Origin of the sequence: Flavobacterium sp. LC2016-23 (assembly GCF_009674775.1) — a bacterium.
Classification (GTDB): domain Bacteria; phylum Bacteroidota; class Bacteroidia; order Flavobacteriales; family Flavobacteriaceae; genus Flavobacterium.
The window spans coordinates 47,407-73,373 of the sequence record NZ_WKKE01000009.1 but is presented as its reverse complement, the minus strand read 5'-3'; the positions used below and the strand labels follow the sequence as shown (position 1 = coordinate 73,373).

Genomic DNA, 25,967 nt, shown 5'->3' with positions numbered 1-25,967 from the left:
GAAAACACAAAACCACACAAAGAAAAATAAATAACTTTGTGAATCTCTGTGAAAACTCGGTGAATCTCCGTGAAACAAAACAACTATGAAAATAGGTCTTTATTTCGGAACGTATAACCCCATTCATGTCGGTCATCTGATCATTGCCAATCATATGGCTGAGTTTGCCGGCTTAGATCAGGTTTGGATGGTTGTCACGCCACATAATCCGCTGAAGAAAAAAGCAACATTATTAGACGATCACCAGCGGTTACAAATGGTTTTTCTGGCCACAGAAGATTATTTAAAAATTAAACCTTCTGATATTGAGTTTAAGCTACCACAGCCGAATTATACGGTAAATACGCTGGTTCACCTGCAGGAAAAATATCCGACTCATGACTTTTCACTGATTATGGGAGAAGACAATCTGAAAACACTTCATAAGTGGAAAAACTACGAGGTGATTCTAGATCATTACGATATTTATGTTTATCCCCGCATTTCAGAAGAAGCCGAAAATATTGAATTAAAAGCGCATCCCAAAGTTCATATTATTGATGCTCCGATAGTGGAGATTTCTTCAACTTTTATCCGAAACAGCATTAAGGAAGGAAAAAATATACAACCGTTATTGCCGCCAAAAGTCTGGGAATATATCGATCATAATAATTTTTATAAGAAGTAAAAAAAGTTGATTCTTTACACTGCAAGTTAACCCGACAGTTTTTTAAAACCTGTCGGGTTTAAAATGACAAACTGATATAAAAAAGCCTGAAGTTAAAATTCAGGCTTTTGATTTTTATAATGTCACACTTATTTGACTTTTAACACGTGATCTGATAGCGCTTAGCGACTGATCTACTAAAAGTTTCCCATCTCTGAAAACTTCCTTAAGTTCCCCTTTTTGTTCTTCTTCCCAGGAAACATTATCCGTTAAATGATATACGCCATCGATTAAATCGATTTTCATTAAACCTTTGGCCGATTTTTTAGTTCCGTCATCGGTAATCGGATCTTTGAAGATAGCTCTGCCTTCTCCGTTTACTTCACCGTAAGTCGCTTTCATGGCAAAACCAAAAGTATCTCTTGTATTGTATTGGTAGGTAAACGAACCAATTCCTAAAACAACGTTTGTAGACGCAAATCCTTTTTCTTTTAATCTTTCTGCAATTTGAGTTGCTCTCGGAACCGTAATACTATCCCCGTAAATGGCACCAATTTGAGGAATAAGCTCTTTGTATCCTTTTGTATTGGTTGTTCCTCCAAAAACATCCCAAAGCAGCTCAATTACGCCTTTCTTTTCCTGTTCAGTTTTTCCGTTTGGATTTCCACATATAATATCAACCGGATCACCACTGTCGGGACGAATAACTACTTTACCTTCTCTTGCAACAATATCTTCTTTTAAACGTGGTAAATAATCGGTTAGCACTTTCCACAAATCCCAGGTATCCGAAACAATAGAAACGATTCCTTTTGGATAAACTTCAGTTATTAATCTTTTAAACGTTTCACATTCTCCTTCTGTTGTTCCCATACACATTACAGAATGTTCTGTAGCGGCCACTGAACCTGCGATTAATTCATTATCAGAATTCGCGTTGTAATATTCTTCAAAAAAATCAATTGCCGGAATGGTATCCGATCCTGTAAAACTCAATAAATGTCCGGCTGCAGAAGTTACCGAAGCTTCGATTCCACCCATTCCTCTCATCGAGAAATCATGCGCCTGCCAGTCTACAAATTCCGGAACGGATGATGTTTCCTCGGCATATTTATCCAGTACTTTTCGGTATTCTTTTGCGATTGTAGCGGAATTACATGGAAGCCACACGACAGCAGAAAGCAACGTTTCAAAGTAATTGGTCAGCCAGAAAAACTCCGGAAGTGTATTGAACATGGTAAACATTGGCACGCGAATCGGCACACTGATACCTTCCGGCAATGCTTTAAAAACCATAGGAATATAGCCTAAGTCATGTAAATCTTCGATATGTTTCGTTCCAACGAGGTTTTCACCCAGGTAATTATTGATTCTTCTGGCATATTTTTTTACCACTTCTTCTTTGGGCTGTTTGAAGAAATAAGCTTCAAAATCATGGATGATATATTTTTTGATAAAATATTGCAATCCGAAAAACACCACTTCGTCTACCCCTTCAATTCTTGATTTTCTTGGTGTCCAGTTCGAATATACTAGTGTTGTGCCTGTTGGATATTGTCTTCTGTGGTCTACTTTGTAACCGTCTGTTAATAATAGTGGGTTCATAGGTTTAAATTTATATTTTTTGATAATCTTTCTGCTAAATCTTTTATATCGTTGGTTCTAACCAAATTTTTAATCCATTTTTTTGGAATTTTTTCGATTCCGTAATAAATTCCTGCTAAACCTCCCGCAATTGCAGCAGTAGTGTCTGTATCCTCCCCTAGATTAACAGCTTTTAAAACTGTTTCTTCATAAGAATTTGAATTTAAAAAGCACCACAAACTGGCTTGTAAACTATCAAGAACGTATCCCGACGAATGAATATTTACTTCCGGGTATTTTGATATATCATTTATTAGGACTCTATCAAACAATTGAATTTCAGCAGGATTATATTTTTTATCTTCCAGGAATTTCGAAAGTGTTATCTGCATTTCACTGTAAGCTTCGAATTTATCTTTCTCTTTTAGAATCTCCAAGCAATATACAACATAAACAAAACAAGCAAATACGGATCGAAAATGAGCGTGAGTAATGGATGAAACTGCTTTAACCTTTTCATAAATTACTTCAATATCCTTTTCCTCTTTAAGATAAAATACTAATGGCAGGATTCGCATCAAAGAGCCATTTCCGTTGTCTTTTTCTTCAAAACCTCCGCAAAATTCCGGTTGATGCCCTTTTCCAATATTATGAATTGCATTCCTTGTTGCGATTCCAATATCAAAAACTTGTCCATGCGGCGTCCATAATTCTGTACTATACCATTTTACAAAATTTCTGGCTATATCAAATAAATCAAAACCATTACATAAGCTCTCGGCTAAACAAAAAGCTAAAGAACTATCATCGCTCCATGTTCCTAAAGGCTGATAATGGGTTCCATAACCGATCATGTCAGAAACAGGATTTTCTTTTAGGGAAAACCTGGAATAAAATTCTACCGGAACTCCCAAAGCATCACCAATAGCTAATCCGAATAATCCTGATTCTATTTTATTACTCATCAATCCTTTTATTAAGATTTAAATTCAATATATCTAACAGGAACTTCATCAGTTAGCCAAACATTATTTTCAGATAAGTAGAATCTAAATCCGTCTTTGAACATTTCTCCGCTTTTGATTGTTAGGATCTGAGGAACTCCTCTTCTACTTCCAACCTTTGTCGCCGTTTCTCTATCTTTGGAAAGATGAACATGTTGACGGCTCATTTTCTGCAAACCATCTTTTTTAATGCTTTCTATAAATTTTACAACCGTTCCGTGAAATAAAAATTCCGAAGGCTCTACTTCAGTCAGGTTTAATTCAACCGAAATTGAATGTCCCTGACTGGCCCTTATTTTGGTTTTATCTTCATTAAAAGCGAAACGTTTTTTATCATTGTTTTCTACCACATAATCCAGAAGTTCCGTAGTTAATGGATTTAATGAATTTCCGTTTTTGGAACATTTTTCAATCAATTCTGCTACATCTGCCCAGCCATTTTCGTCCAGTTTTAATCCGATGGTTTCCGGCGAATGCCGAAGTACAAGACTCAGGAACTTGCTTACGCTTTTTGCTGTTTTTTCATTCATGATTTTAGTTTTTAAAGTAGCTCTCTTTCTAATAAACCAGTATAAATTTCGTAACTCTCCTCATCAAAACAAACAAATATTACTTTATCTATTTCTGAAATTTTATAGAAGTCTTTAACTGATTTTATGGCAATTTCAGCCGCTTTATCTTTTGGAAACCTATAAATTCCTGTGCTAATACCAGAAAAGGCAATAGTTTGAATGTCATTCTGAACAGCTAATTCTAAACTATTTTGATAGCAGTCTGACAGCAATTTTGATTTTTCTTCTTTATCGCCATTCCAAACTGGGCCAACAGTATGAATAACATATTTTGCAGGTAGATTGCCTGCTGTTGTGATGACTGCTTCTCCAACTTTACAGCCCCCTTGTTTATTTCGAATCTGAATGCATTCTTCTAAAATAGCTTTTCCGCCTTTTCTGTGAATAGCGCCATCGACGCCACCACCACCAAGAAGAGAAGTATTTGCTGCATTAACAATAGCATCAACCTGTATTTCTGTTAAGTCTCCTTTTACGACCTCAATTTTCATGTTATTACTTTTTCAATTCATCCCTAACCTCCATCAAAGCAAAACCTAAAAGATTTAATCCCTTCCATTTTTCGGGATTGTGAGCATCTTTATGGTCAGCCGCCATTCCGATTCCCCAAATGGGATCAACGGGACTGGCTTCTACCAGAATTCTTTCGTTGGTTTGGATAAGAAATTCTTTTAAAGCCGAATTCTGACTGAACTTATGAAAATTCCCTTGTCGGACAATCTCATACCTGTTTTCCAGCCAAACGGCATCTACATAGTTTTTAACTTCGCGGCCTAGTTTTTTAGCTTCAGCCGGAGAATTGGCGTGGATTATTTTTTCGAGAATTGCTTTGTCACCAAACAATTCCGCTTTTTTTGCCATCATCCAGTGTTCAGCTGTTTTATACGTTACCTTGTCAACTACAAAAGAACTCAACCACCATTGACTGAAACAGGTTTTAGAAATACTTCCGTCTTTGTTCGGCTGGTGTCCCCAGAAAAAGAGGTATTTATTCCCCGGACTTTCAGAGCTTAATGTCTCTATACTATATTTCATATCAATTCACTTAGTTTCACAACCTCCACCTTTTTGTCGTCAAAATCTTTAAAAGAATTGGTTGTGAATATTTTTTCGAAGCAATCTAAAACTTCGAAACCTTTGTTGAAAATTCCGTGACTTACTGCCAGATATAATTTTCCTGCATTTTTGTTTTTTAATTCTTCCGCTAAACCAACAAATGTTCCTCCTCCGTCACAAATATCGTCTACAATCAGACAATCCATGCCTTGCAAATCGTCTTCATAGACTTTAAAACCAGATAGTTTTCCGGTTTTTACATCACGGCTTTTGCTGCATTCCACAACATCAACACCTCCTAAAAATTCAGAAACTTTGTAGATTTTTTTCAAAGCGCCACCGTCCGGAGAAATTAATTTTACATCGTTTCCAATTGTTTTTATAACCGTCTGAATAAAAGTATGATTTGGAATCACTTCGCAATTGTTGACCAATGCCGGTGTAACTTCAGAATGCGCATCAAAAACAAAAACTTTTTCCAGCTGCATGGCATTTATGATATCAGCATAAACTTTTACAGATAAAGGCTCTCCTTTGATCATTACCCTGTCCTGACGGGCCGCCGGAAAATACGGAATGAAAAGGCTAATAATTTTCACATCCATTCGTCTTAAAGCATCAACAGTCAGGCACAACAATCCTAAATCATTGAATGAATTTAAACGGTGTGTGATTGTTACGGCCTCCTTACTATCGAAATCAGGATTAATTTTAATGTGTGGTTCTCCTCCTGAAAAAGTAAAATTTTTAAATTCTATTTCTTTCTGACCAGTAAATGGTTTGAAATTGGGGTCTAAGTTAAGTATCATAGTTTTTTAGTTTGCGTTAATTATACGCAAATATACATTTAATATTTTATGAAGCAATTTATTTTGTGTAAAAATTACGCAAACATTTATTTTTTATTCTTTAAAGTACTCTTTTGCGACCTTTTGAGCAATTAGTTTTCGCTTTTCTTTCAAGGCTTGTTCCTCACTTTCAAAGGCTTTTACCATTTTTTGGCCTTTGGTTCCTACCCGTCCGTACTGGACAATTATATTTTTGCCTTCAGCAGTAATTTCCCAAAATTTATTACTTCCGTTTGAGGTGTTAAGGTATCTTTCGAAATTACCATTTCGGTCCGATTCTGCCTCAACAGTATTATTTGGAATACTATCTTCAATTTCAATAGGACTGTCCTCAATTAGTACGTCATCAAAAAACGATTCATTTTTTAGTGCTGCAGCTATCATTTTTAAAACTCTTGGTTTGTTTTCGATCCAGTCTTTCGAATAAATTTGACAAACCGTCCAGCCATTTGCAATCAGAATCTGAGGCCTTAAAAGATATTGCTCTAAAATATCATCATTGGCATAATGCAAATCATCGTCGATCATAATTCCAAGCACAAATTCTTCGTCGTCGGCAGCTTTCTTGATTCCCAAGTGGCATTTAAATTTACTTTGCCCAATATTTTTTGTAGCAAAATAACCGATTTTCTCTATTTCTTCCTGGATTTGATCTGCAATTAAACTTGATGTCTCTACTTTATTTTTACTGTTGATCGCATTCAAAACATTGTTTGCGGCCTCTAGTTGTCCAAGGCTAATCAACTCCGCATACTGAAGGTATTTCCTGAAATAATTTGCCCCTTCGTTGTATTCATTTTTAATATCTGTATATTTTATGGAACTCACCACACACATACTTCTCTTGGCTCTGGAGAAAATTACATTCAGTCGTTTCTCACCGCCACGTTTATTGATTGGCCCAAAATTCATCAACATTTTCCCTGTCGGATTATAACCATAACACGTACTCATAATGATAATATCGCGCTCGTCTCCCTGTACATTTTCGAGGTTTTTCACAAAAAGACCGACAAACTGGTTATTTTCAATCCGCTTGTACTCTTCTTCGATCAGGTTTTCAAAAACTTTATCTTCGATGCAAATATTTTCAATTGCCGTTTCAATTTCATTTTGCTGTTCCATTGAGAACGCTACGATTCCGACACTTTGGCCTTTGTTTTGTATTAAAAGTTCACGCACCATATTGGCTATGTATTGTGCCTCCATGCTATTAGAACGCGCATTATAAACACCTTTATGAATGTAATGATAGGATATTGGTTTAGAGAACAGATGATCAAGATTGTTTTTTGCCTCTCTTACATCGTCAACAATGATCGCTTCACCCACTTTGCTGTGATCTTTTAAATCGGGAATCGTCAGCAATTTACTATCATAAAAGGAAGCATTCGAGAACCCAATTAAAGCTTCGTGTTTGCTTCTGTAATGCCAGCCCAGCATAATCGAGGGGAATTTACGGGCGCCCTGCGTCAGGAAACTATCGGCATCTAAAGAAAAATAATCATCTTCATCTGCCGTTGCGTCGTTCCATAAATCGTCCTGGTTTCCGGATGAGCTTCCAAAGAAATTACTCGGCGGCATTTGCATCTCGTCGCCCACAATTATCGTTTGTTTAGCTCTGTAAATCGGCATAAGTCCTTCTTCGAGCGTAATCTGACTCGCTTCATCAAAAATTACTACGTCAAAATAGTTTTCATCAACCGGTAAAGTGTCCGAAACGCTTAACGGACTCATTAGCCAAACGGGTTTTATTTCACGAACGATTTGCCCGGAATCTGCAGAAGCCAATTCACGAATCGATTTAAAACGTATACTCTTGCTGAATTCATTTTCCAGAATTTTTCTGCCTTCGGTAATCGATCTTTTGCTTTCTTTTTGTGCTGCTGTCATTCCCGAAACGGACATTTCAGAAGTTAAAATCAACTCTTTCAGATTGCTGACTTGTTTTGCAATGATGTATTTTCCGTTTACTTCTAATAAATCGGCATACATTCTTTTTACCTTTTCAATGGAGGTATGCAGCAAATCCATGTTGAATTTTTTATGCGTATAATGAATCGCATAATATTTCTCTAAAGATCTTTCTGCCAAAGTAACCTGCAAATGTTCGAGCGGGATTTTCTTCGATTTTAACAATTGGATTACGGATGGATTTACATCCTGAATTTCTTCAAAGAAAGAGGCGTACAAATCAAAATACATCTTCTTTGTATTAATCGCTGCGATTGAATTTTCTATCGCGGATAAACTTAGATTCTCGTAATTTTCAATACTGTCACATAAAGAAGAACTTAGTTTTAAAAAGAGGTTTTTAATTTCAGTAACCTCTTTTCGTTCTGCCGGATTCAGGTTTCTGGCAAAATCTAAAATGGTCTCGTCTAATTCTTTTTTGATCGTTTCGGTATGATATTTTAATTCGAATAAATCACCGAGCCTGTATTTGCTTTCAAAATCACTTTTTAAAGCATTGAATTTTTCTTCCTGCTCAAATTGAGCCACGTAATTTTCCAAAACGACAACTAAACCTGGTTTTACTGTATGTTTATTGATATCGTAAACGGCAAGAATCTCGCTTCGTGTTTTTTTATAATCGGAATTGATGAAATTAAAAAAACTGTTTTCGTTTTTTCTGATGATTTCCAGAGCCGTTTTCGCATCCGTTTCTGATATCGCCCTGGTCCAGTACGGATACTGTTGGGCCGATTTTTCAATATCAGATCTCAGTTTCAATAATGTCTGAACATCTTTTTCAAGCAATCTGAAAAGCGCGCTGTCGGGTTCTAATAACTCAGATACATTAGTATCAAAATAGATAAAAGTAGCTATTGCTTTGCGCAGCAATTTATGGATCTCAAAAAACGTATCGACTTTTGGCGGAATAGAAACAAAATCCAGTCGTTCTGAAATGTTTTCCAGTATCTCCTGGCTGTTTTCAAGATCTTTCCTTAAATCAGAGATATGTTTGTATTTTCGAAAGGCATCCATTTTTAAAAAACGTAACGGATGCACAGCAAAGAACTCCGATTGGTTGGTTTCCTGATTTATGGCAAATAATTTTTCGAATAATTCGTGATGTTTGCTCCAGTCCTGAAGTCCGGCATTATCATCCAGCATATTCAGATTATCAAGTAAAGCTTTATGAGGATTAGAAACCAAAACATCAAAAAGTGATTTGATCGTCAGGTCTGTTTCATCATCGATTCGGGCATTCATAAAATCATGAAAAATCGCCACTTTATGGATTTCAGCATCAATCTTCTGAACTAACTTTTCTCTATTATTTGCTACAGCCTGAAAATTATTTTTAGATGCCGTAAAATCGTTAAAAGTCTGTTTCAGGTCTAAAATAAATTCTTTTTTATCGGCCTGCGAATCGTGAATTAAACAACATAAATCATCCAGTCCCTGATTTTTAAGGCGGTAAAAAACCACGTCTAAGGCAGCGCGTTTCTCACAGACAAACAAAACCTTTTTATCATTTGCCACATAATTGGCAATTAAATTGGCAATGGTTTGTGACTTTCCTGTTCCCGGTGGCCCTTGTATAATATAACTTTCACCCGATTCGGAATATTTTACGGCATTGTTTTGCGTAGGATCGCTCGCTACAACATTAAAGGTTTTGGTAAAACTATTCCCGGATTCCAGTTCATTTTTAAACTCTTTTTGTGCCAGTGAATTGAACAAATTCCCGAAAACATTACTTTCAACATTATTTTCGATAACCTGATTGTAATCGCGAACCAAAGACATTTTTTTATAATTAAAATTGCCTAAGATTAAATTGCAGGTATCAAATTCCCAACGGAAAGGATTTACATCACCTTCATCAAGCTGGTAAAATTCTCTTCCTATGGTTTTGGTTTCATTGAAAAAATGCGGGTTCTGTTTTATATCGCTGTTGATCAGGTATTCTAAAGAGGAAGCCTTCGTAAAAACATAATTTCGGAACAATTCTAAACCATACGGCTGAAAATTTTCGGGCTTATAAGAATAACTCAGATTTTTTTGATCCTGAATGGCTTCCTTCTTTTTGGAGCGTTTATTAAACTGTGTCAGGATTTGCCTGGCCTGCGAATGAATCAGTTTTATTTTGGGTTTGTCGATATAATCCAAAACAATTCCGGAACTGTTTTTCTCCACTTGTATGCGCAATAATTCATAAACTTCTTCGATTTTGGTTTCCGAAAGCTGTATGCGTTCCGGTAATCGAATGTCATATAAATCTTTTAGCATATTGGCCAAAACAGGGTTTATTTCCACTTCAGAATCGAGAAATTCTAAGGAATAATCATCTTTCACCCCTTTTTTCTTCGTCAGCGTAACGGATGCCAGAAGCAAAGGTGAAACTATTTTTTCTGTACTTTCTTCTTTGGTATTAAACCAGTTCAGGTTACACAAAACGAGTTTTAACTGGCTAAAGCCGTATTCGTTAATGTCCTTATTCGCTTCTAAACGAATTTTATCAAGCGTAGGAACGATATAGGTATTGTCCTGAAATTCTAAATATTTATTGAGTGAAATCGTACTGGTATTGCTGATTTTCTTTGAAATCTCCGCATTCCAGTAAAAAATAGCATCCGGATTTATATTTTCATAATTCAATGCCTGCGGAACCGAAGAAACGGTCAGGTTCAGGAATTTTAAATTCGGCTGAAAGTATAAAAGCCGGTTTCGCTTACTATTATCAAATAATCGGTTTCGGAGTTTTTCGTGAATGAATTGATTTTTATTCTGAACTTTCGCATCAATTAAACTTGATAAATCATACTCCGTTTCAGGATTGTAATCTCTGTAATTCTGCAGTTTTTCTACGATTTCATTTAAATCTTTCCAGCGATTCTCGCGATTCAGTTCTGTCATTCCCAAAATAATATTGGCAATTGCAGGATTTATTTTGCTGTTCAGGAAATACATTTTCCTGCGATATTCCACAAAACGCTTCACGTCTTCGATATTGGTAAAATCAAATTGCAATGCGATACTGGCCAGGATCATTCCCAGAACAAAAATATCTGTCACCGGATCGTGATGACCGAATTCAAATTCGAAAGAGCCGTAATCTTTTATGTAAGCAGGTTTCCTAACATTTTCACCATCCTCTTCAGAAACACTTTTATCGCCATATTCTCTTTTTACGCCTTCCCCGATTTCGGTGGTTGTAAAATGTTCGCCCGAAATTTCAAACGCTTTACTTTTACTTTTAAAAAACGCCGCAATTGCTTTCGAATTATCTTTTATTTCGAAAGCATTGTCCGTAATATGAAAATGCTGATTTTCGATATAAATAGTCGAAATATCCTGCAGTGACGCCACTTTTCCCTGATTATGAATAGCGGCAACCGTTTTCAGCAAAGGTAATATTATGGCAATAATATCATCGTTGGCAAAAGTTCCCCGCTGGAAATTTTCGGTGATAAATTGATAAAAAGCGGATTCCTTAATGGGTGTAATCATCTTAATAAGTATTTTCCTGATCTGATTCTAAAATAGTATTTAAAGTCTTCGTGCAGTTTTCAGCGAATGATTTATAGTTTTTCTCCGTCAGGTTCAATTCCTTTTTCAGAATCCATTTCATTTCTTCCTGCAGACTTAATTGCTCCGCAATATCCAGAATATGCCCGATAAATGCTTCTTTCAAATCAGGATCACATAAGGCAAAGTCGAGCATGACATAAGCGTAATATTCCTTTAAGTTTTTCCTGCTGTTTTCTATTTTGAGTTTGAAAACAGCATCAATAAAAGCGTCGGTTCTTATAGCTGAATTCGCAAAATATTGTTTGTAAAGTGCATGGCAATATTCAGATTGGGCCCATTTTGGTTTAAGAATAATCGAGATTAATTCTTTTGTAGTATCAAAAACCAGTTTTTTATTAAATAAGTTCAGTTGATGCAAATCGGTTTTTCCCGAAATAATTTTTTCTGTTTTCGAATAGTAACCGGAATTGTCTTTTTCGAAAATTTCCAAAGCTTTCGCGCGAATAAAATTCTCAGGATGCGTTTCTCCATTAGATCCTTTTTCTATTCGTTCCAGAATTTCGTTGGCTTGTTTAAGATAACTTTCTGCCGAGACTTTTTCTAATCCGGTATTTAATTTTACCAAGGTCTGAATCGTAGTTTCCAGACTTCCGCTGACTTTCAGAGCACCCAAATCACAAAATAATTCGGTATAAAGCTGGTACAATCTTGCCGTTTCATAATAAAACAATTCACTGCTGCTGTCGCTGGCAATGGTATTGATAATTCTGTTGGTAATTTCAAAATCGCCATTTTCCAAACTAAACAAGACAATATGCGACAGTTCATGTCCGAACAAAACCAGTAATTCGTCTTCGTTAAGCAGTTTTAAAATCGTTCCTGATAAAATAATATGCGCTTCGTTATCAAAAAAAACAACTCCGGCATTATTGCCATCCATGCTTTGCGATTGATAGATGGTAATCGGAACAATGATTCCCAATTTATCTTTTGCAACATTCAGGATTTCATACACTTTTGGTTCCGTATCGGGATCTATTCTGTAGGAATTTTTTAATAAATCCGTTTTAAAGGCTTCTTGCTGTTCTGCTTTAATCTTTTCTTCAGAAAACCAGGACCAGGTTTTGTCCTGCTTTTTAAAATAATCCCTTAAATCGGAATGGAATGGAAATGGTTTAATCATTATACTGTAGTTTAAGCAAATTTTATTTCGAAATGAAAACCTCTTTCTATTAAATCATTATATTTTAATTTATTAAACTTAAATAATTTTGCCGGTCTTCCGGTTTTTACTGCTGAAAAAATTTCCGTTTCTTCTATAAAACCATAACTGAGAATCTTTTTCCTGAAATTTCTTCTGTCAATTTCCTTTTCCAAAATGGTACAATACAAATTTTCAAGTTCAGAAAACAGAAATTCTTTTGGCAGTAAATCAAAACCAATGGGTTCGTAAGTAAGTTTAGCTTTTAATCGTTCGACTGCTTTTTTTAAGATCAAATTATGATCAAAAGCCAAAGAAGGAACTTCATCTATTTTAAACCATTGCACTTTTTCGGCATCTGTATCTGCTTTAATTTCCAGATTTGAGGCATCAACTAGCGCATAATACGCTACCGAAATCACACGATTTCTGGAATCTCTTTTAATATCATCTCCGAAAGTGTAAAGCTGCTCCATGAAAGTCAGCTGTACATTGGTTTCTTCACGCAATTCTCTTATTACAGCATCGCTTAAAGATTCCTCCGGTTTCACCAAACCTCCCGGTAAAGCCCAGTATTTTTCGGCCGAGCCAAATTTCTGTTCGATTAAAAGCACATACAAATTGTTGTTTTTATATCCAAAAACAATGGCGTCAACAGCAATTCGAATATTTTGAAAATTTTCCATAATTAAAAAATCATATCTCACAAATATAACGAATGAGAGTCAATTTCATTATTTATGCCTATGCAATAAATCACGAAATTGACTCTCTTGTATATTTTATTTTCTGTCTGCTTCTAGTCCACCGTCACCGTTCTCTTCAGACCGGAAGTACATTCTGAACTCTCTTTCCTAATCGTAACCTCGGACTTAGCCTCATAGGTTCCTGCCTTAGTATACAAGTGGGTAACGAGCGTACCCGCTCCGGTGGTTCCATCACCAAAGTTCCATTTTACTTCAACTAAAGTTCCGGTCCCGGTGTATTCAACGGAGTAATTCATGAGCTTTGGAAAATTGGGATCCGTCGAATTATGCAATTTAATATAAATTGATGCGGCCAGACAATCAAATATTGCCTCATCCTCATGTTTACTACAGGAATTAATCACAAAAAATACCAGCATACTCATTAAAATCATTGTAAGCTTTTTCATCATTGGGAAGTTCAGTTTGTTTATCAAAATTATCCTTTTTAAACGATACACTCAAAAGAAAAAGAAGAATTTTCACCTGTTTTAAATTACAGCCTATTACCAAAAAACAACTTCAATTCTTTCGAAATACTATCAAAAAAGGAATTCACATTGTTATTCTTAGCAGTGAGCACATACACAAATTCCTCCGGCACATGGAAGCTATTCCATAACAGCTGCAGTTTATTTTCCTTAATATATCTTCTTGCATTACAATTCCAGGTGATCGCCACTCCGGAGTTTCTGGACAACATTTCGAGCATTTCAGATTCGGACGGAATAATATAATTAGGAACCATTGAGGGCCTTTTTTTATTAAACGCATGTAGCCAGAATAATTTTATATGCGAAATTCTCGCGTCGTGACAATACCATTTTTGCTCATTAAGCCATTGTTCCGTTTCTGTATAATTATCTGTTTTTAAAATCTGACGGAATTTTTCCGCATCTAAATTTATCGGCGCCACCATGACCAACTTAATTTTTCCCACGATTTCATAAATCGTATCAAAGGTTTCAAATTGCTTCGTTACAATTGCGAAATCCAGTTTTTTAGCGTCTACCAGAGAAAAAAGAGCATCATCATCTCCAAACGTAAAATCTATAAAGTCAAATTTTGAAATTAAAGTGCTTCCGACGCTATTGAATAAATCTTTTGAAACTCCGACAGAAATCAACCGAACGGAATCCTGTGCTTTTGCCCTAAAAGTGGTTTCGACATTTTCCAGACGATCAAGTGCATCAATAATTAAATTATTGAGTAACTTTCCGTACTCGGTAGCTTCTACCCCTTTTGACTTCCGATTAAATAATTTATTACCCACGTGAGCTTCCAGCATAGAAATCTGCTGACTTACAGCAGGCTGACTCATAAACAATTCTTTAGCGGCAATAGAAAAATTGCCGTTTTTATAAACCGACTTAAAGGTTCTGTACCATTCGAGATTTACCATGATATAAATATATTTATAACAAACATAGTTTATTTTATTTTTACCAATATCACTATTGCCGTAAATTTGTACTAAAATTACATATTATGAAAAAAATAGCATTACTCGCAATTATAGCACTCACAGCCGTTAGCTTTTCTGCTACCGCTCAAAAATTAAATAAAAAAGGTATGAAAAAAGTATTATTTGTTGTCACCAGTAACGATAAACTGGGCAACACAGGAGAAAAAACAGGGTTTTGGTCAGAAGAATTTGCTGCACCTTATTATGAATTACTAGACAAGGGAATCGAAATCACGATTGCTTCCCCACTTGGAGGTCAGCCTCCAATTGATCCTAAAAGTGCGGATCCTTCTTCTGCAACGGAAGACACCAAACGTTTTGATGCCGACCAAGTATTACAGGAAAAACTAAAAAACACACATAAGCTTTCAACTATCAACCAGAAAGATTATGATGCTGTGTTCTATCCGGGAGGTCACGGACCACTTTGGGATTTAGTAGAAGATAAAAATTCAATTGCTTTAATCGAATCTTTTTATACGCACAACAAACCGGTTGCTTTTGTATGTCACGCTCCGGCAGTGTTGAAAAATGTAAAAGTAAAAGGGGATTATTTAGTAAAAGGCAAAAAAGTAACCGGTTTTACAAATGAAGAAGAAGAAGCAGTTGGTTTAACAAAAGTGGTTCCTTTTTTATTGGAAGACGCTTTAACTCAAAATGGGGCAAAATTCTCTAAAATAGGAAACTGGCAGCCTTACGCTGTTGAAGACGGACTTCTAATTACAGGACAAAATCCCGCTTCATCAAAATTAGTGGCAGGTAAATTATTGGAGCAATTAAATAAATAAGGGACTAAGGTTCTGAGGTTCTAAGTTGCTAAGATTTGGTATTTTTTCAAAGCTTAGAGACTCAATGCCTCAGAACCTTAGAATCTAAAAAGAAAACATGATACTGAGATTCTTAGACTTAAGTTTGAAAAAAAAACTTAGTACCTCAGAACCTTAGCATCTTAGAAACTATAAAAAATTATGCTAAACTTTGAATTATACAATCCGACGAATTTGATCTTCGGAAAAGGACAAATCGAAAAACTTTCAACTTTAGTTCCAAAAGATGCCAAAATATTATTGGCTTATGGTGGTGGAAGTATCTTTAAAAACGGAATTCACGAACAGGTAATCCATAACTTAAAAGGTTTTGAAATCGTAGAATTTGGAGGAATTGAACCAAATCCACATTTTGAAACTTTGATGAAAGCTGTTGAAATTATAAAAGCCGAAAAAATAGACTTTATCCTGGCTGTTGGCGGTGGATCTGTTATTGATGGCGTGAAATTTATTTCGGCCGCGGTTAATTTTGATGGAAACCCAATTGATATTTTACAAAAACGTTTGCTGATTAAAGAAAATGCAGTGCCATTTGGAACTATTTTGACATTGCCTGCAACGGGAAGCGAAATGAATTCCGGATATGTCGTAACAATTAAAGCAACTCAGGAAAAATTAGCTTCCGGCGGAAGTGCTTTATTTCCAAAATTCTCTATTTGTGATCCAACGGTTATTGAATCTTTGCCAAAAAGACAAATCCAAAACGGTGTTGTTGACGCTTATACACACGTTATGGAGCAATACTTAACGTATCCGCACGAAGGTTATCTGCAAGACAGAATCGCCGAAGGAATTTTACAAACGTTAATTGAAGTTGGTCCAAAGGTCGTTGAAAACCCAACAGATTACGCTTTGGCTTCGAACTTTATGTGGAGTTGTACAATGGCGTTAAACGGATTGATTCAAAAAGGAGTTCCTTCGGACTGGGCCACCCATATGATTGGTCACGAATTAACCGCTTTATACGGTATCGATCATGCAAGAACACTGGCAATTATAGGCCCAAGCTTATACAATGTAATGTTCGACACCAAAAAAGAAAAATTAGCACAATACGGAAGACGTATCTTCAACTTAACCGGTTCTGATGACGAAGTGGCGAAAGAAGCGATTAATAAAACCGTAGAATTTTTCCACACTATGGGAATGGACACTAAATTATCGCAATACACCGACAACTATAATAAAACCGCTGATTTCATTGTAAACCGTTTTGACGAAAGAGGATGGAAAGGTCTGGGAGAAAAACAACTGATTACTTTAGATAAGGTAAAAGCTATTGTGGAAATGAGCTATTAATTAGTATTCAGTCTCAGTGTTCAGTCTCAGTTGAAAACCGCACTGAAAACTGTAACTGTATACTGCGACTGTAAACTGAGTAGTGCGACTTAAAGATAAAGTACAAAAAAGGCGTTCTTAATTTATTTAGGAACGCCTTTTAAAATACTAAAACAAAACTAACTAACTCAATTTTTGCTAAACTCATTAAAATTCTAATTTGTAATTACTTACAACGCAGGGATTACAAAATTATTGTGTACTTGTTAAAATATTTTCCCATTATTCCAAAGTCCCTGAAAACCATTGTAATTACAGCACGTATTTAAATTTCTTAAATCAGATTTTGTATTATTACTACATTATTAAGTACTTTTGTTTTAAATTATTAAAATAATGAGCGAAAATTTAAAATTTGCAGTAATTGGAGGAGGAAGCTGGGCTACGGCAATTGCAAAAATGCTTTGTGTAAATCTTTCCGAAATTGCGTGGTACATGCGCAATGATGCTGCCATCGAGCACATTGAAAAATACAAACACAATCCAAATTATTTGAGTTCGGTGGAATTTGACACTAAAAAACTTAAATTAACCAATAATATAAATGAAGCCGTTGAATATGCAGATTACGTAATTTTTGCTATTCCTTCTGCTTTCCTGGATGCAGAACTTAAAAACTTAACCGTTTCCTTAGCCGATAAAATTATTTTCTCTGCTATTAAAGGTATTGTCCCGGAAACCAGTTTAATTGTTGGAGAACATTTCCATATTCAATACGACATACCTTACTATAACATTGGCGTAATTACAGGTCCTTGTCACGCTGAAGAAGTGGCATTGGAAAGACTTTCTTATCTGACCATTGCCTGTGGCGATCCGGACAAAGCCAGTATTGTTGCAAAATCTCTTTCCGGAAACTACATTAAAGCCAAAATTTCAGATGATATTATCGGTACCGAATATGCTGCCATGCTTAAAAACATTTACGCTATTGCTGCCGGAATTGCACATGGTTTAGGCTATGGAGATAATTTTCAGTCGGTTATGATGAGTAACGGAATTCGTGAAATGAAAAAATTCATCAGAAAAGTTCATAAAATGAAACGTAACATTAATGATTCTGCTTATTTAGGTGATTTATTGGTTACGGGATATTCTGTGTTTTCAAGAAACAGAATGTTCGGAAATATGATCGGAAAAGGATACACGGTAAAAAGTGCGATGATGGAAATGAGCATGGTTGCCGAAGGGTACTACGCCACGAAAAGTGCCTATAAACTAAATCAGGGTTATGGTGCCAAAACGCCAATTATCGACGCCGTTTACAGTATTTTATATGAAGGTAAAGACGCTAAATCGGTTTTTAAGAAGTTGACGGAGTCATTGGATTAAATTTTTAAGAATATAGAACATAGAGTATAGAATAAAGATTCTTATCTCTGAACATAAAAAAAGAGTCAGGACTTATTAATTTCGTCTTGACTCTTTCTTCTTTTATATATTTTCTAAAGTCTATTTTCTTTATTCTATACTCTATTTTCTCTACTTCACCATCACCCCCTCAACAAACAAAATCGGCACTTCTTCCGTATTTTTTTCGTTGATTAAGTTAGATTTGAAAATGAATTTCTTGTCATATAACGTATTTCCGATAAAGAACGTTACCATGAATTCGTTGTTTAGCACCAACAGGCTTTTTTCAATCATTTCGATTTTCACTACAGAAACCGCAGGAACTTCAACAAAAGCGTGGCGTAAAACAGACGTTTTTTTCATTTCGCCGTCTATTGTACCAAATGCTTTCGAAACCACCATGACGCTGTCTAAATTAAAGTCGCTGTCGTTTACAAGATAAGCGTACCATACCTTCTCCATAAAATCGTCGCTCCACTCCTGAACGGCAGCAAGAAAAACGTTTTCTACTTCCGGGATTGTTATGTCTTTTTTCATTTTTGTTAAAAGCTTTAAAACCTTTGTCAAAGTCTAAACTTCAACAAAGGTTTATTGTATTGTAATTAATAAGGATTAACAATTTTAGATCCTGCCAGCATAATCTGAAATCTAAAATCTTCAATCTAAAATTATATATTCGATTTAAACTGCTCTAAGAAACGAACGTCATTTTCGTAAAACATACGGATATCACCAATCTGATACAACAACATCGCGATACGCTCCACTCCCATTCCGAAAGCAAAACCGTTGTATTCATCAGGATTGATGTCACAGTTTTTAAGAACGTTAGGATCTACCATTCCGCAACCTCCAATTTCCAGCCAGCCTGTTCCTTTTGTGATACGATAATCGGTTTCGGTTTTCAGACCCCAGTAAATATCAATTTCAGCACTTGGTTCTGTAAACGGAAAATAAGACGGACGTAAGCGGATTTTTGATTTTCCGAACATTTCTTTGGTGAAATAAAGCAATGTCTGCTTTAAATCTGCAAACGAAACGTCTTTATCAATATACAATCCTTCTACCTGATGGAAAATACAGTGTGAACGTGACGAAATCGCTTCATTACGAAAAACACGTCCCGGAGAAATGGTACGGATTGGCGGTTTGTGGTTTTCCATATAACGCACCTGAACAGAAGATGTATGCGTACGCAACAACACGTCAGGATTGGTCTGAATGAAAAATGTATCCTGCATATCACGTGCCGGATGGTATTCCGGTAAGTTCAAAGCGGTAAAGTTGTGCCAGTCATCTTCAATTTCCGGTCCTTCGGAAACGTTGAATCCAATGTTCGCAAAAATATCGATAATCTGGTTTTTAACGATCGAAATAGGATGACGTGAACCAATAATTACCGGTTCTGCCGCACGTGTTAAATCACCAAAAACCCCTTTAGATTCTTCTTTACTTTCTAATGCTTCAACAATTACTTTAACTTTATCTTCAGCAGTTGTTTTTAATGCATTTATAACTTGTCCGAATTCTTTTTTCTGATCGTTTGGTACATTTTTGAATTCGGCAAAAAAGTCATTCAAAACCCCTTTTTTTCCTAAGAATTTAATACGGAATGCTTCCAGCTCTGCAGGATTTTCTGTTGAAAAAGCTTCTGCCTCGCCAATATACTCTTTTATCTTATCTATCATTTCCATTCTATAATTGAGGGAACAAATTTAGTGATTTTAGTTGAAATTCTTTAGTCGCAATAACAGTTTTCAGCTTACTGTTACCCAAATTCCAAAACTTATACTGCGACTTCGTCTAAAACCTATTCAATAACTTCTCTTTCTAAAAAATAATTTACAATGGCTTCTTTCATTAAAACCGACTGCTCACCTGCTTTTAGCGGCGGTAATTCTTCTTTTACCCTGTAATGTGGCCAGCCGTCTTCATCGAAATATTCGAATTCATAAAAACCATATGGCTCCAGTAACCGGCAAATGGCAATGTGCATCAGATTAAGTTTTTCATCTTTTTTGAATTCACGATGCACTTTTCCGAGTTCCTGAACTCCGATCAGGTAAATGATGGCATCTAAATCAAGGTCTTCGCCTTGTGAAAATTGATTTGAAAGTATATCGACGAGCTTTTCCCATCGCTCTTTAAGTTGTGTATCTCTGGACATTTTATTTGTGATTTTAGATTTTAGATTTTAGACCGAGCAATGATTTAATGATTATTTAAATTTAAAATCAACAATCTGAACTCTAAAATTTTTAGTGCAAAGATAGCAACTTCAATGCAAAGACCTAGAATTAACTGTTTGTACTATTGTATTGAATAAATTACCTACCGATTTAGCGGGTTTAACGGATTAACACCGGTTATTTTTGGTTTATGTATTCTTTTAAATAAAAGGCATACAAAATCAAACCTATGAACCTTTGTCCCTTAAAACTGGATAATTCTTTTATATTTGCGCCACAGTAAAACAAAGGGAAATATGAGTTTTTTAGATATTATTTTAGGAGCACTTCTGGCTTTTAGCTTGTACAAAGGGATTAAAAACGGACTTTTTGTCGAAATTGCTTCTTTTGTTTCTTTGCTGTTGGGCATTTATTTAGCGATAAAATTTTCTTCTTTTATGAAGGACCTGATTGCAAAACATGTCAGCTGGAATCCAACTAACATTCAGATTACGGCTTTTATCCTGACTTTTATCCTGGTCGTGATTGCGGTCTATTTACTGGCCAAATTCCTAACCGGAATTGCTGATTTTGCGATGCTGGGCTGGTTAAATAAATTGGGGGGCGGTTTTTTCAGGGTTCTGAGAACCATCCTGATTCTGAGTATCGTAATTGCTCTTTTTGAAAAAATAAACTTCAACAATACGTTCGCCAAAAAGGAAACACTCGATAAATCTGTTTTCTACAATCCGATTAAGAAAGTAGCGGCTTTCGTTTATCCTTCTATTGAAAAATGGTACGAGGCTTTTAAAGAAAGTCAAAAGAAAAACGATACAGAAAAAGAAACTGAAGCTTCTGCGAAAGAATAATATCCTTAAAAAATATACCCGACAGGTTTTAAAAACCTGTCGGGTATATTTTTTTGTCCGGCTGAGCGAAGTCAAAGCCCTTCCTAATAATAAAGCCTTCGACTTCGCTCAGGTTGACAGTCCTTTTCAAAAGAGAGTATCTACCAGTTTATTTCTGTAGTCTGTCCTTTTTCCAAAGTGATTTCGCGTTTCTTATCGCCGTTGATTAAAACGGTTTTTCCTCCTTTTTTAGAAAACACCACCAGTTTATTTAAGGTTTTGTTGCTCCATTCCATTTCAATTTCGAATCCGCCACGGGCACAGATGCCTTTTACAGCGCCACTCTCCCAGGCATCGGGTAAGGCCGGCAATAATCTGATTTCATTTTCATCTGATTGCACCAGCATTTCTGCCACGGCAGCTGCACCTCCAAAATTCCCATCGATCTGAAAAGGCGGGTGTGCATCAAATAAATTGGGATAGGTACCTCCTCCTCTTCTCGGTGTTTTCGTTTTTTTACCGTCCGGATCTACGTATCGCAACAATTCCCTGAACATTTTGTAGGCGCGATTGCCGTCCCAAAGCCTTGCCCAAAGGTTAATACGCCAGCCTTTCGACCAGCCTGTTGTTTCATCTCCTTTTATTTCGAGTGTTTCTTTGGCAGCTTTTGCCAGATCCGGAGTTTTTAAAGGCGTAATATGATTGCCCGGAAAAAGTCCGAACAACTGCGACTGATGACGGTGTTTTGGGTCTTCGTCATTCCAGTCGAAATACCATTCCTGGAGATTTCCTTTTTTACCAACCTGGTACGGATGTAATTTCGAAAGTGCCGCCTCTAGTTTTGCCCTGAAATCGGAATCTGTATTTAAAACCTTTGCTGCTTTAATGGTTTTATCAAAACATTCACGAATCATGGCCAGATCGGCTGTTCCGCCATACATCGTTGCCCCGATAAAACCATCGGGCGTGATGTATTTATTCTCGGGAGAGGTGGATGGCGATGTGATTAATTTACCGTTTTTATCGGTAATCATCCATTCCAGAAAGAATTCCGAGGCACCTTTCATAATCGGATAGCCTTCTTTTTTCAGGTATTCTTTGTCCTGGGTAAAAACATAATGTTCCCAGATATGTGTACTCAACCAGGCTCCTGATAATGGCCAGCAGGCCCAGCTTGGATCTTCTTTTCCGAATTGCCCAACCGGATTTGACATTGCCCAGATATCGGAATTATGAGCTGCTGCCCAGCCTTTGTTCACGCCATAAAAAGTCTTTGCAGTCACTTTTCCGGTTACGGACAGGTTTTTTATAAAACTTAAAAGTGGCAAATGCATTTCTGAAAGGTTGGTGTTTTCAGCCAGCCAGTAATTTTCCTCCAGATTGATATTCATGGTATAATTACTGCTCCAGGGCGGATTAAGATACGGATTCCAGATGCCTTGTAAATTGGCCGGAACACCCATTGTCCGTGAACTGCTGATCAGGAGATAACGTCCGTACTGAAAATACAGGATTTCTAAGTTTTTATCTTCTTTTCCGTCAGCGTAGCGCAATAAACGTTCATCAGTCGGAAGATCCGGTGCTGTTGTTTTTCCTAAATCCAGATTTACTCGGTTATAAAACTTCTGATAATCTGCAATATGATTTTCTTTTACTTTATCGAATGGTTTAGTAAAGGTTTTATTCAGGTTTTGCAATGCAATCGCAATATCGTCTACCCCTTCGGTGGCCGGATTTTTGTCAAAACCATTAAAACTCGTTGCCACAGAAACATAAATAATAGCTTCGGTTGCTTCTTTCAGGGATAATGATTCTCTCGAATTTGTAATTTTCCCGTCTGTTTTTTTAATTTGGATTAAAGTGGTAAATCGTGTCCCTCTTTCTTTTACTTCCTTATATTTTGGAAGAACGGTATATCCTTCATTTTCATGAATGGGTGCAAAACCAGTCATGACCAGTATATTATTTCTGACCTCAACAGTTGATTTCAGTAAACTCTTTAAATTAATATCAAAATTTAAAGCTCCTTTCTGATCACTTGTCAATTTGATGACCATAGTCTGATCGGGAGCTGAGACAAAATATTCACGGGTATATTTTATGCCGGCCATTTCGTAACTTACTTTGGATATGGCATTCGAAATATCCAGTTCCCGGTGATAATTGACGGCTTTTCCTTTCTCGGAATTGTTGATTTCCAACGTTCCCAAAGGCGCAAACGACTCGGAGTTTTTACCCTGAATTTTTTTATTTAATTCTTCGGCCAGTTTGTAGTTTTCATTTTTTAATGCTTCGCGAATCGCCGGAATATTTTTATAGGCCTCAGGATTCATATTCGCGTTTACAGGCTCTCCGGACCAAAGTGTGGCATCGTTCAGATAGATTTTATCGGAATTGGCGCCTCCAAAAACGGTTGCCCCCAATTTTCCGTTTCCTAAAACCAGACTTTCTTCGAAGAATTCAGCCGGCTGATTGTACCACAAAACATGACTGGACTGGGCTATTGCTTTGATACAGAAAGAAGTGAGCAGTAAAATGAAAAATGTTTTTTTTATGATGGTTAACTTCATAAGCGGGTATTTTTTTGCTTTTTGATATTTTTTTGCTTCTGGTATTGCTACAATTTATCGATTTACGATTGTGATTTACTTCGTCTGTTCGCTATTGTCCGGGTTTCCTTCGTCGAAGGACAAAAAACAAATTTTCCTATTTGTCCGCGTGAGGGATAGGAGCTAACTACCGAAGTAGTGCGGATAGCCCGACCGCATCCCGATAAGAGGGCGCATGTACACCCTGTATGTTTGCCCTCTTATCGGGATGCGGTCACGCCCAAATATCTTATTTACTGACTTTATATTTCTCGTTTGCTGTTATCATTTCCCAGTTATCGGTTCTGAACGGTGATGCCGGAAATTTTTCTTTATTGAAAAGATTGATTTCGGTATCGTCGTCTGCCCAGCCATAATGAACGGCAACTGGATTTGGAACTTCAGGAGCGGAAACGATTATTTTGTTGTTTTGTATAATGGCTTTCGCCGGATGAAATATTTTGTCGGCACCTGCGATTTCGAAACCTTTTAATTCAGTATTATCAGGAGTTGCTAATCCGCTGCCGATATGGTTAAAATTTAAAATAATTTGATTTCCTTTTATTTCGTGAGATTGATAAACCGGACCGCTGAAAACCTGTTTTTTACCATACACATTATTCATGGCAATCGCTGCCAAACGCAAACCAACGTCCTGTTTGTTGGTTGGATGAATGTCTTTTGCATTTCCGATATCGGTTGTTACGGCCATTCCCGTGTTGGGTAGTTTTAACGTTTCGGTTTGTGCTTCGCGAAGTTCGGCCCAACGGCTTCCTTTCTGACTGTTGCCTCCAAACTCGTTGAAAGTAGACAGCTGTACGAAATAGAAGGGGAAATTACCCTGATTCCATTTTGTTCTCCAGTCCGTAATCATCAGCGGAAATGCTTTTTTGTACTGACTTGCTCTCGTTACATTGGCTTCGCCCTGATACCATAAAACACCTTCGAATGCATATGGAACAAGGGGATTTATCATCGCATTGTACAATAAGGATGGATAGCTGTTTGGAGACAAAGCCGTCTTTACGACGATTACCCTGAATTTCCATTTTCCGTCAAGCGGAATTATTCTGGAACCGACTGTTAATTTTAAATCTTCTTTTTCTCCGTAAATTCCGCCGCCACCGCTGTTGTCCACAATTCTTATGGCTATTACATTGGTTCCTTCTTTTAAAACATTTGCCGGAATTTCGTATACTCTTCTGGCATCCCAGGCTTTATTGGTTCCCACTTCTATTCCGTTTACATAGGTGATGTCTTCATCGTCGATTTTGGCCAGGCTTAGAATGGCCTTGTTTTTAATATCTTCTGCTGAAAGTGTAATAGCCTTACGCATCCAGACTACACCGTCTAAGTCTCCCAATGGCTGATTTTCCCATAAATCCGGTGTGTTTAATGTTCCCCAGGACTGATCATTAAAGGCTGGTTCCCTGAATGTATTTTCGTTTGCGGCAGTTACTTCGGTTCCCTGAATTCTTTCTACTCTTTCCTTCATTTTTCCGGCATACAATTTCGAAATTGAATCTATATTCAAAACCGGAACATCGGCAATAATCGCTTTGAATTCATCACTTTGCTGAAAGGCTTCGCGGCTTGTCCAGGTTTCTATATTGGTTCCGCCCCAGGAGGTATTGATGATTCCGATCGGGATTTTTAATTCGGCGTATAATTTTTTAGCAAAATAATACCCGACGGCCGTAAAGTTCCCTACTGTTTCTTTGCTGCTGACTTCCCATTTTCCTGCTTTTAAATCGCTTTTTGGGGAACCGCTTAAATCCTGCGCCACTCCAAAATGACGAATCATCGGATAATTGGAGTCTTCTATTTCTTTTTGGGCATTCGTTGTTTTAACCACCTGAAATTCCATGTTGGATTGTCCGCTGCAGATCCAGACTTCACCAACCAAAACATTTTTGATGGTGATTTTATTTTTTCCTGTAATGTTTAATTCAAAAGGTCCACCCGCTTTTTCCGGGCTTAGAGTAACTATCCACTTACCTTTTTTGTCAGCCTGAACGGTTTTGGTCTGTTTGTTAAAATGAATTTCTACTTTTTCACCGGGATCGGCCCAGCCCCAAACCGGAATTGGTTTATTGCGCTGCAGCACCATTCCGTCAGAAAACAACAAGGGCATCCTTACATTGGCGTTGGCGATTATGCAGAAAACCAGAAAGAGAAAGGTGATATTTTTCTTCACTTTTTTTTTTATTTAAAATTAAGCATAAAAAAATTACCGCAAAGT

21 protein-coding genes are annotated in these 25,967 nt (G+C 36.7%); 5 read left to right on the top strand and 16 right to left on the bottom strand.

Annotated elements, in window-relative coordinates:
* The first annotated feature begins 85 nt into the window (after positions 1 to 85).
* A complete protein-coding gene (nadD, locus tag GJU43_RS09235) occupies positions 86 to 667 on the top strand; it encodes a nicotinate (nicotinamide) nucleotide adenylyltransferase (protein WP_154340481.1) in 582 nt (193 codons plus the stop codon).
* Between the two features lie 114 nt (positions 668 to 781).
* Here nadD and GJU43_RS09230 read toward each other — a convergent pair whose 3' ends face one another.
* From GJU43_RS09230 to GJU43_RS09180, 11 genes are all read right to left on the bottom strand, one after another.
* Entirely contained in the window at positions 782 to 2,251 is a 1,470-nt protein-coding gene (locus GJU43_RS09230; protein WP_154340480.1) for a nicotinate phosphoribosyltransferase, read from the bottom strand.
* Positions 2,248 to 3,195 (bottom strand): ADP-ribosylglycohydrolase family protein, encoded by a 948-nt coding sequence (locus GJU43_RS09225; RefSeq protein WP_154340479.1) that lies wholly within the window; start codon positions 3,193 to 3,195, stop codon positions 2,248 to 2,250. The genes GJU43_RS09230 and GJU43_RS09225 overlap by 4 nt, the downstream gene beginning before the upstream one ends.
* Positions 3,196 to 3,206: 11 nt before the next feature.
* Positions 3,207 to 3,764 carry an RNA 2'-phosphotransferase gene (locus GJU43_RS09220; RefSeq protein WP_154340478.1) on the bottom strand — a complete coding sequence of 186 codons (558 nt, stop codon included), beginning with the start codon at positions 3,762 to 3,764 and terminating at the stop codon, positions 3,207 to 3,209.
* Between the two features lie 11 nt (positions 3,765 to 3,775).
* Complete coding sequence (locus tag GJU43_RS09215; RefSeq protein WP_154340477.1) at positions 3,776 to 4,297, bottom strand: O-acetyl-ADP-ribose deacetylase; 522 nt, start codon at positions 4,295 to 4,297, stop codon at positions 3,776 to 3,778.
* A gap of 4 nt (positions 4,298 to 4,301) precedes the next feature.
* Positions 4,302 to 4,841 (bottom strand): NADAR family protein, encoded by a 540-nt coding sequence (locus GJU43_RS09210; protein ID WP_154340476.1) that lies wholly within the window; start codon positions 4,839 to 4,841, stop codon positions 4,302 to 4,304.
* A complete protein-coding gene (prs, locus tag GJU43_RS09205) occupies positions 4,838 to 5,671 on the bottom strand; it encodes a ribose-phosphate diphosphokinase (protein ID WP_154340475.1) in 834 nt (277 codons plus the stop codon). The genes GJU43_RS09210 and prs overlap by 4 nt, the downstream gene beginning before the upstream one ends.
* 93 nt (positions 5,672 to 5,764) lie before the next feature.
* Complete coding sequence (locus GJU43_RS09200) at positions 5,765 to 11,170, bottom strand: AAA domain-containing protein (RefSeq protein ID WP_154340474.1); 5,406 nt, start codon at positions 11,168 to 11,170, stop codon at positions 5,765 to 5,767.
* Between the two features lies 1 nt (position 11,171).
* Positions 11,172 to 12,374 carry a M48 family metalloprotease gene (locus GJU43_RS09195; RefSeq protein WP_154340473.1) on the bottom strand — a complete coding sequence of 401 codons (1,203 nt, stop codon included), beginning with the start codon at positions 12,372 to 12,374 and terminating at the stop codon, positions 11,172 to 11,174.
* Between the two features lie 11 nt (positions 12,375 to 12,385).
* On the bottom strand, positions 12,386 to 13,078 hold the full coding sequence (locus GJU43_RS09190) for an NUDIX domain-containing protein (RefSeq protein ID WP_154340472.1): 693 nt from the start codon (positions 13,076 to 13,078) through the stop codon (positions 12,386 to 12,388).
* Positions 13,079 to 13,191: 113 nt separating this feature from the next.
* Positions 13,192 to 13,575: a PKD domain-containing protein gene (locus GJU43_RS09185; protein ID WP_229655027.1), complete on the bottom strand. Its 384-nt coding sequence runs from the start codon at positions 13,573 to 13,575 to the stop codon at positions 13,192 to 13,194.
* Between the two features lie 59 nt (positions 13,576 to 13,634).
* Positions 13,635 to 14,540 carry a LysR family transcriptional regulator gene (locus tag GJU43_RS09180; RefSeq protein ID WP_154340470.1) on the bottom strand — a complete coding sequence of 302 codons (906 nt, stop codon included), beginning with the start codon at positions 14,538 to 14,540 and terminating at the stop codon, positions 13,635 to 13,637.
* A gap of 86 nt (positions 14,541 to 14,626) precedes the next feature.
* On the opposite strand from GJU43_RS09180, the gene GJU43_RS09175 reads away from it, so the two are divergent.
* From GJU43_RS09175 to GJU43_RS09165, 3 genes are all read left to right on the top strand, one after another.
* A complete protein-coding gene (locus GJU43_RS09175; protein ID WP_195760032.1) occupies positions 14,627 to 15,391 on the top strand; it encodes a type 1 glutamine amidotransferase domain-containing protein in 765 nt (254 codons plus the stop codon).
* Between the two features lie 180 nt (positions 15,392 to 15,571).
* Complete coding sequence (locus tag GJU43_RS09170) at positions 15,572 to 16,729, top strand: iron-containing alcohol dehydrogenase (RefSeq protein WP_154340469.1); 1,158 nt, start codon at positions 15,572 to 15,574, stop codon at positions 16,727 to 16,729.
* A gap of 375 nt (positions 16,730 to 17,104) precedes the next feature.
* Positions 17,105 to 18,100 carry an NAD(P)H-dependent glycerol-3-phosphate dehydrogenase gene (locus tag GJU43_RS09165; protein WP_132037199.1) on the top strand — a complete coding sequence of 332 codons (996 nt, stop codon included), beginning with the start codon at positions 17,105 to 17,107 and terminating at the stop codon, positions 18,098 to 18,100.
* A gap of 150 nt (positions 18,101 to 18,250) precedes the next feature.
* On the opposite strand, the gene GJU43_RS09160 is transcribed toward GJU43_RS09165, so the two are convergent.
* The 3 genes from GJU43_RS09160 to GJU43_RS09150 all read right to left on the bottom strand — a co-directional run bounded on the left by GJU43_RS09160 (position 18,251) and on the right by GJU43_RS09150 (position 20,288).
* Positions 18,251 to 18,658: a hypothetical protein gene (locus GJU43_RS09160; RefSeq protein ID WP_154340468.1), complete on the bottom strand. Its 408-nt coding sequence runs from the start codon at positions 18,656 to 18,658 to the stop codon at positions 18,251 to 18,253.
* A gap of 131 nt (positions 18,659 to 18,789) precedes the next feature.
* Positions 18,790 to 19,809 (bottom strand): phenylalanine--tRNA ligase subunit alpha, encoded by a 1,020-nt coding sequence (gene pheS, locus GJU43_RS09155; protein ID WP_154340467.1) that lies wholly within the window; start codon positions 19,807 to 19,809, stop codon positions 18,790 to 18,792.
* Between the two features lie 122 nt (positions 19,810 to 19,931).
* Complete coding sequence (locus tag GJU43_RS09150) at positions 19,932 to 20,288, bottom strand: hypothetical protein (protein ID WP_026983668.1); 357 nt, start codon at positions 20,286 to 20,288, stop codon at positions 19,932 to 19,934.
* Between the two features lie 318 nt (positions 20,289 to 20,606).
* Here GJU43_RS09150 and GJU43_RS09145 point away from each other — a divergent pair, with 318 nt between their 5' ends.
* A complete protein-coding gene (locus GJU43_RS09145; RefSeq protein WP_154340466.1) occupies positions 20,607 to 21,158 on the top strand; it encodes a CvpA family protein in 552 nt (183 codons plus the stop codon).
* A 140-nt stretch (positions 21,159 to 21,298) separates the two neighbouring features.
* Here the strand turns inward: GJU43_RS09145 and GJU43_RS09140 are convergent, their stop codons facing one another.
* A complete protein-coding gene (locus GJU43_RS09140; protein ID WP_154340465.1) occupies positions 21,299 to 23,707 on the bottom strand; it encodes a glycoside hydrolase N-terminal domain-containing protein in 2,409 nt (802 codons plus the stop codon).
* 268 nt (positions 23,708 to 23,975) lie between these two features.
* Positions 23,976 to 25,922 (bottom strand): sialate O-acetylesterase, encoded by a 1,947-nt coding sequence (locus tag GJU43_RS09135; RefSeq protein ID WP_370455562.1) that lies wholly within the window; start codon positions 25,920 to 25,922, stop codon positions 23,976 to 23,978.
* Positions 25,923 to 25,967 lie beyond the last annotated feature (45 nt).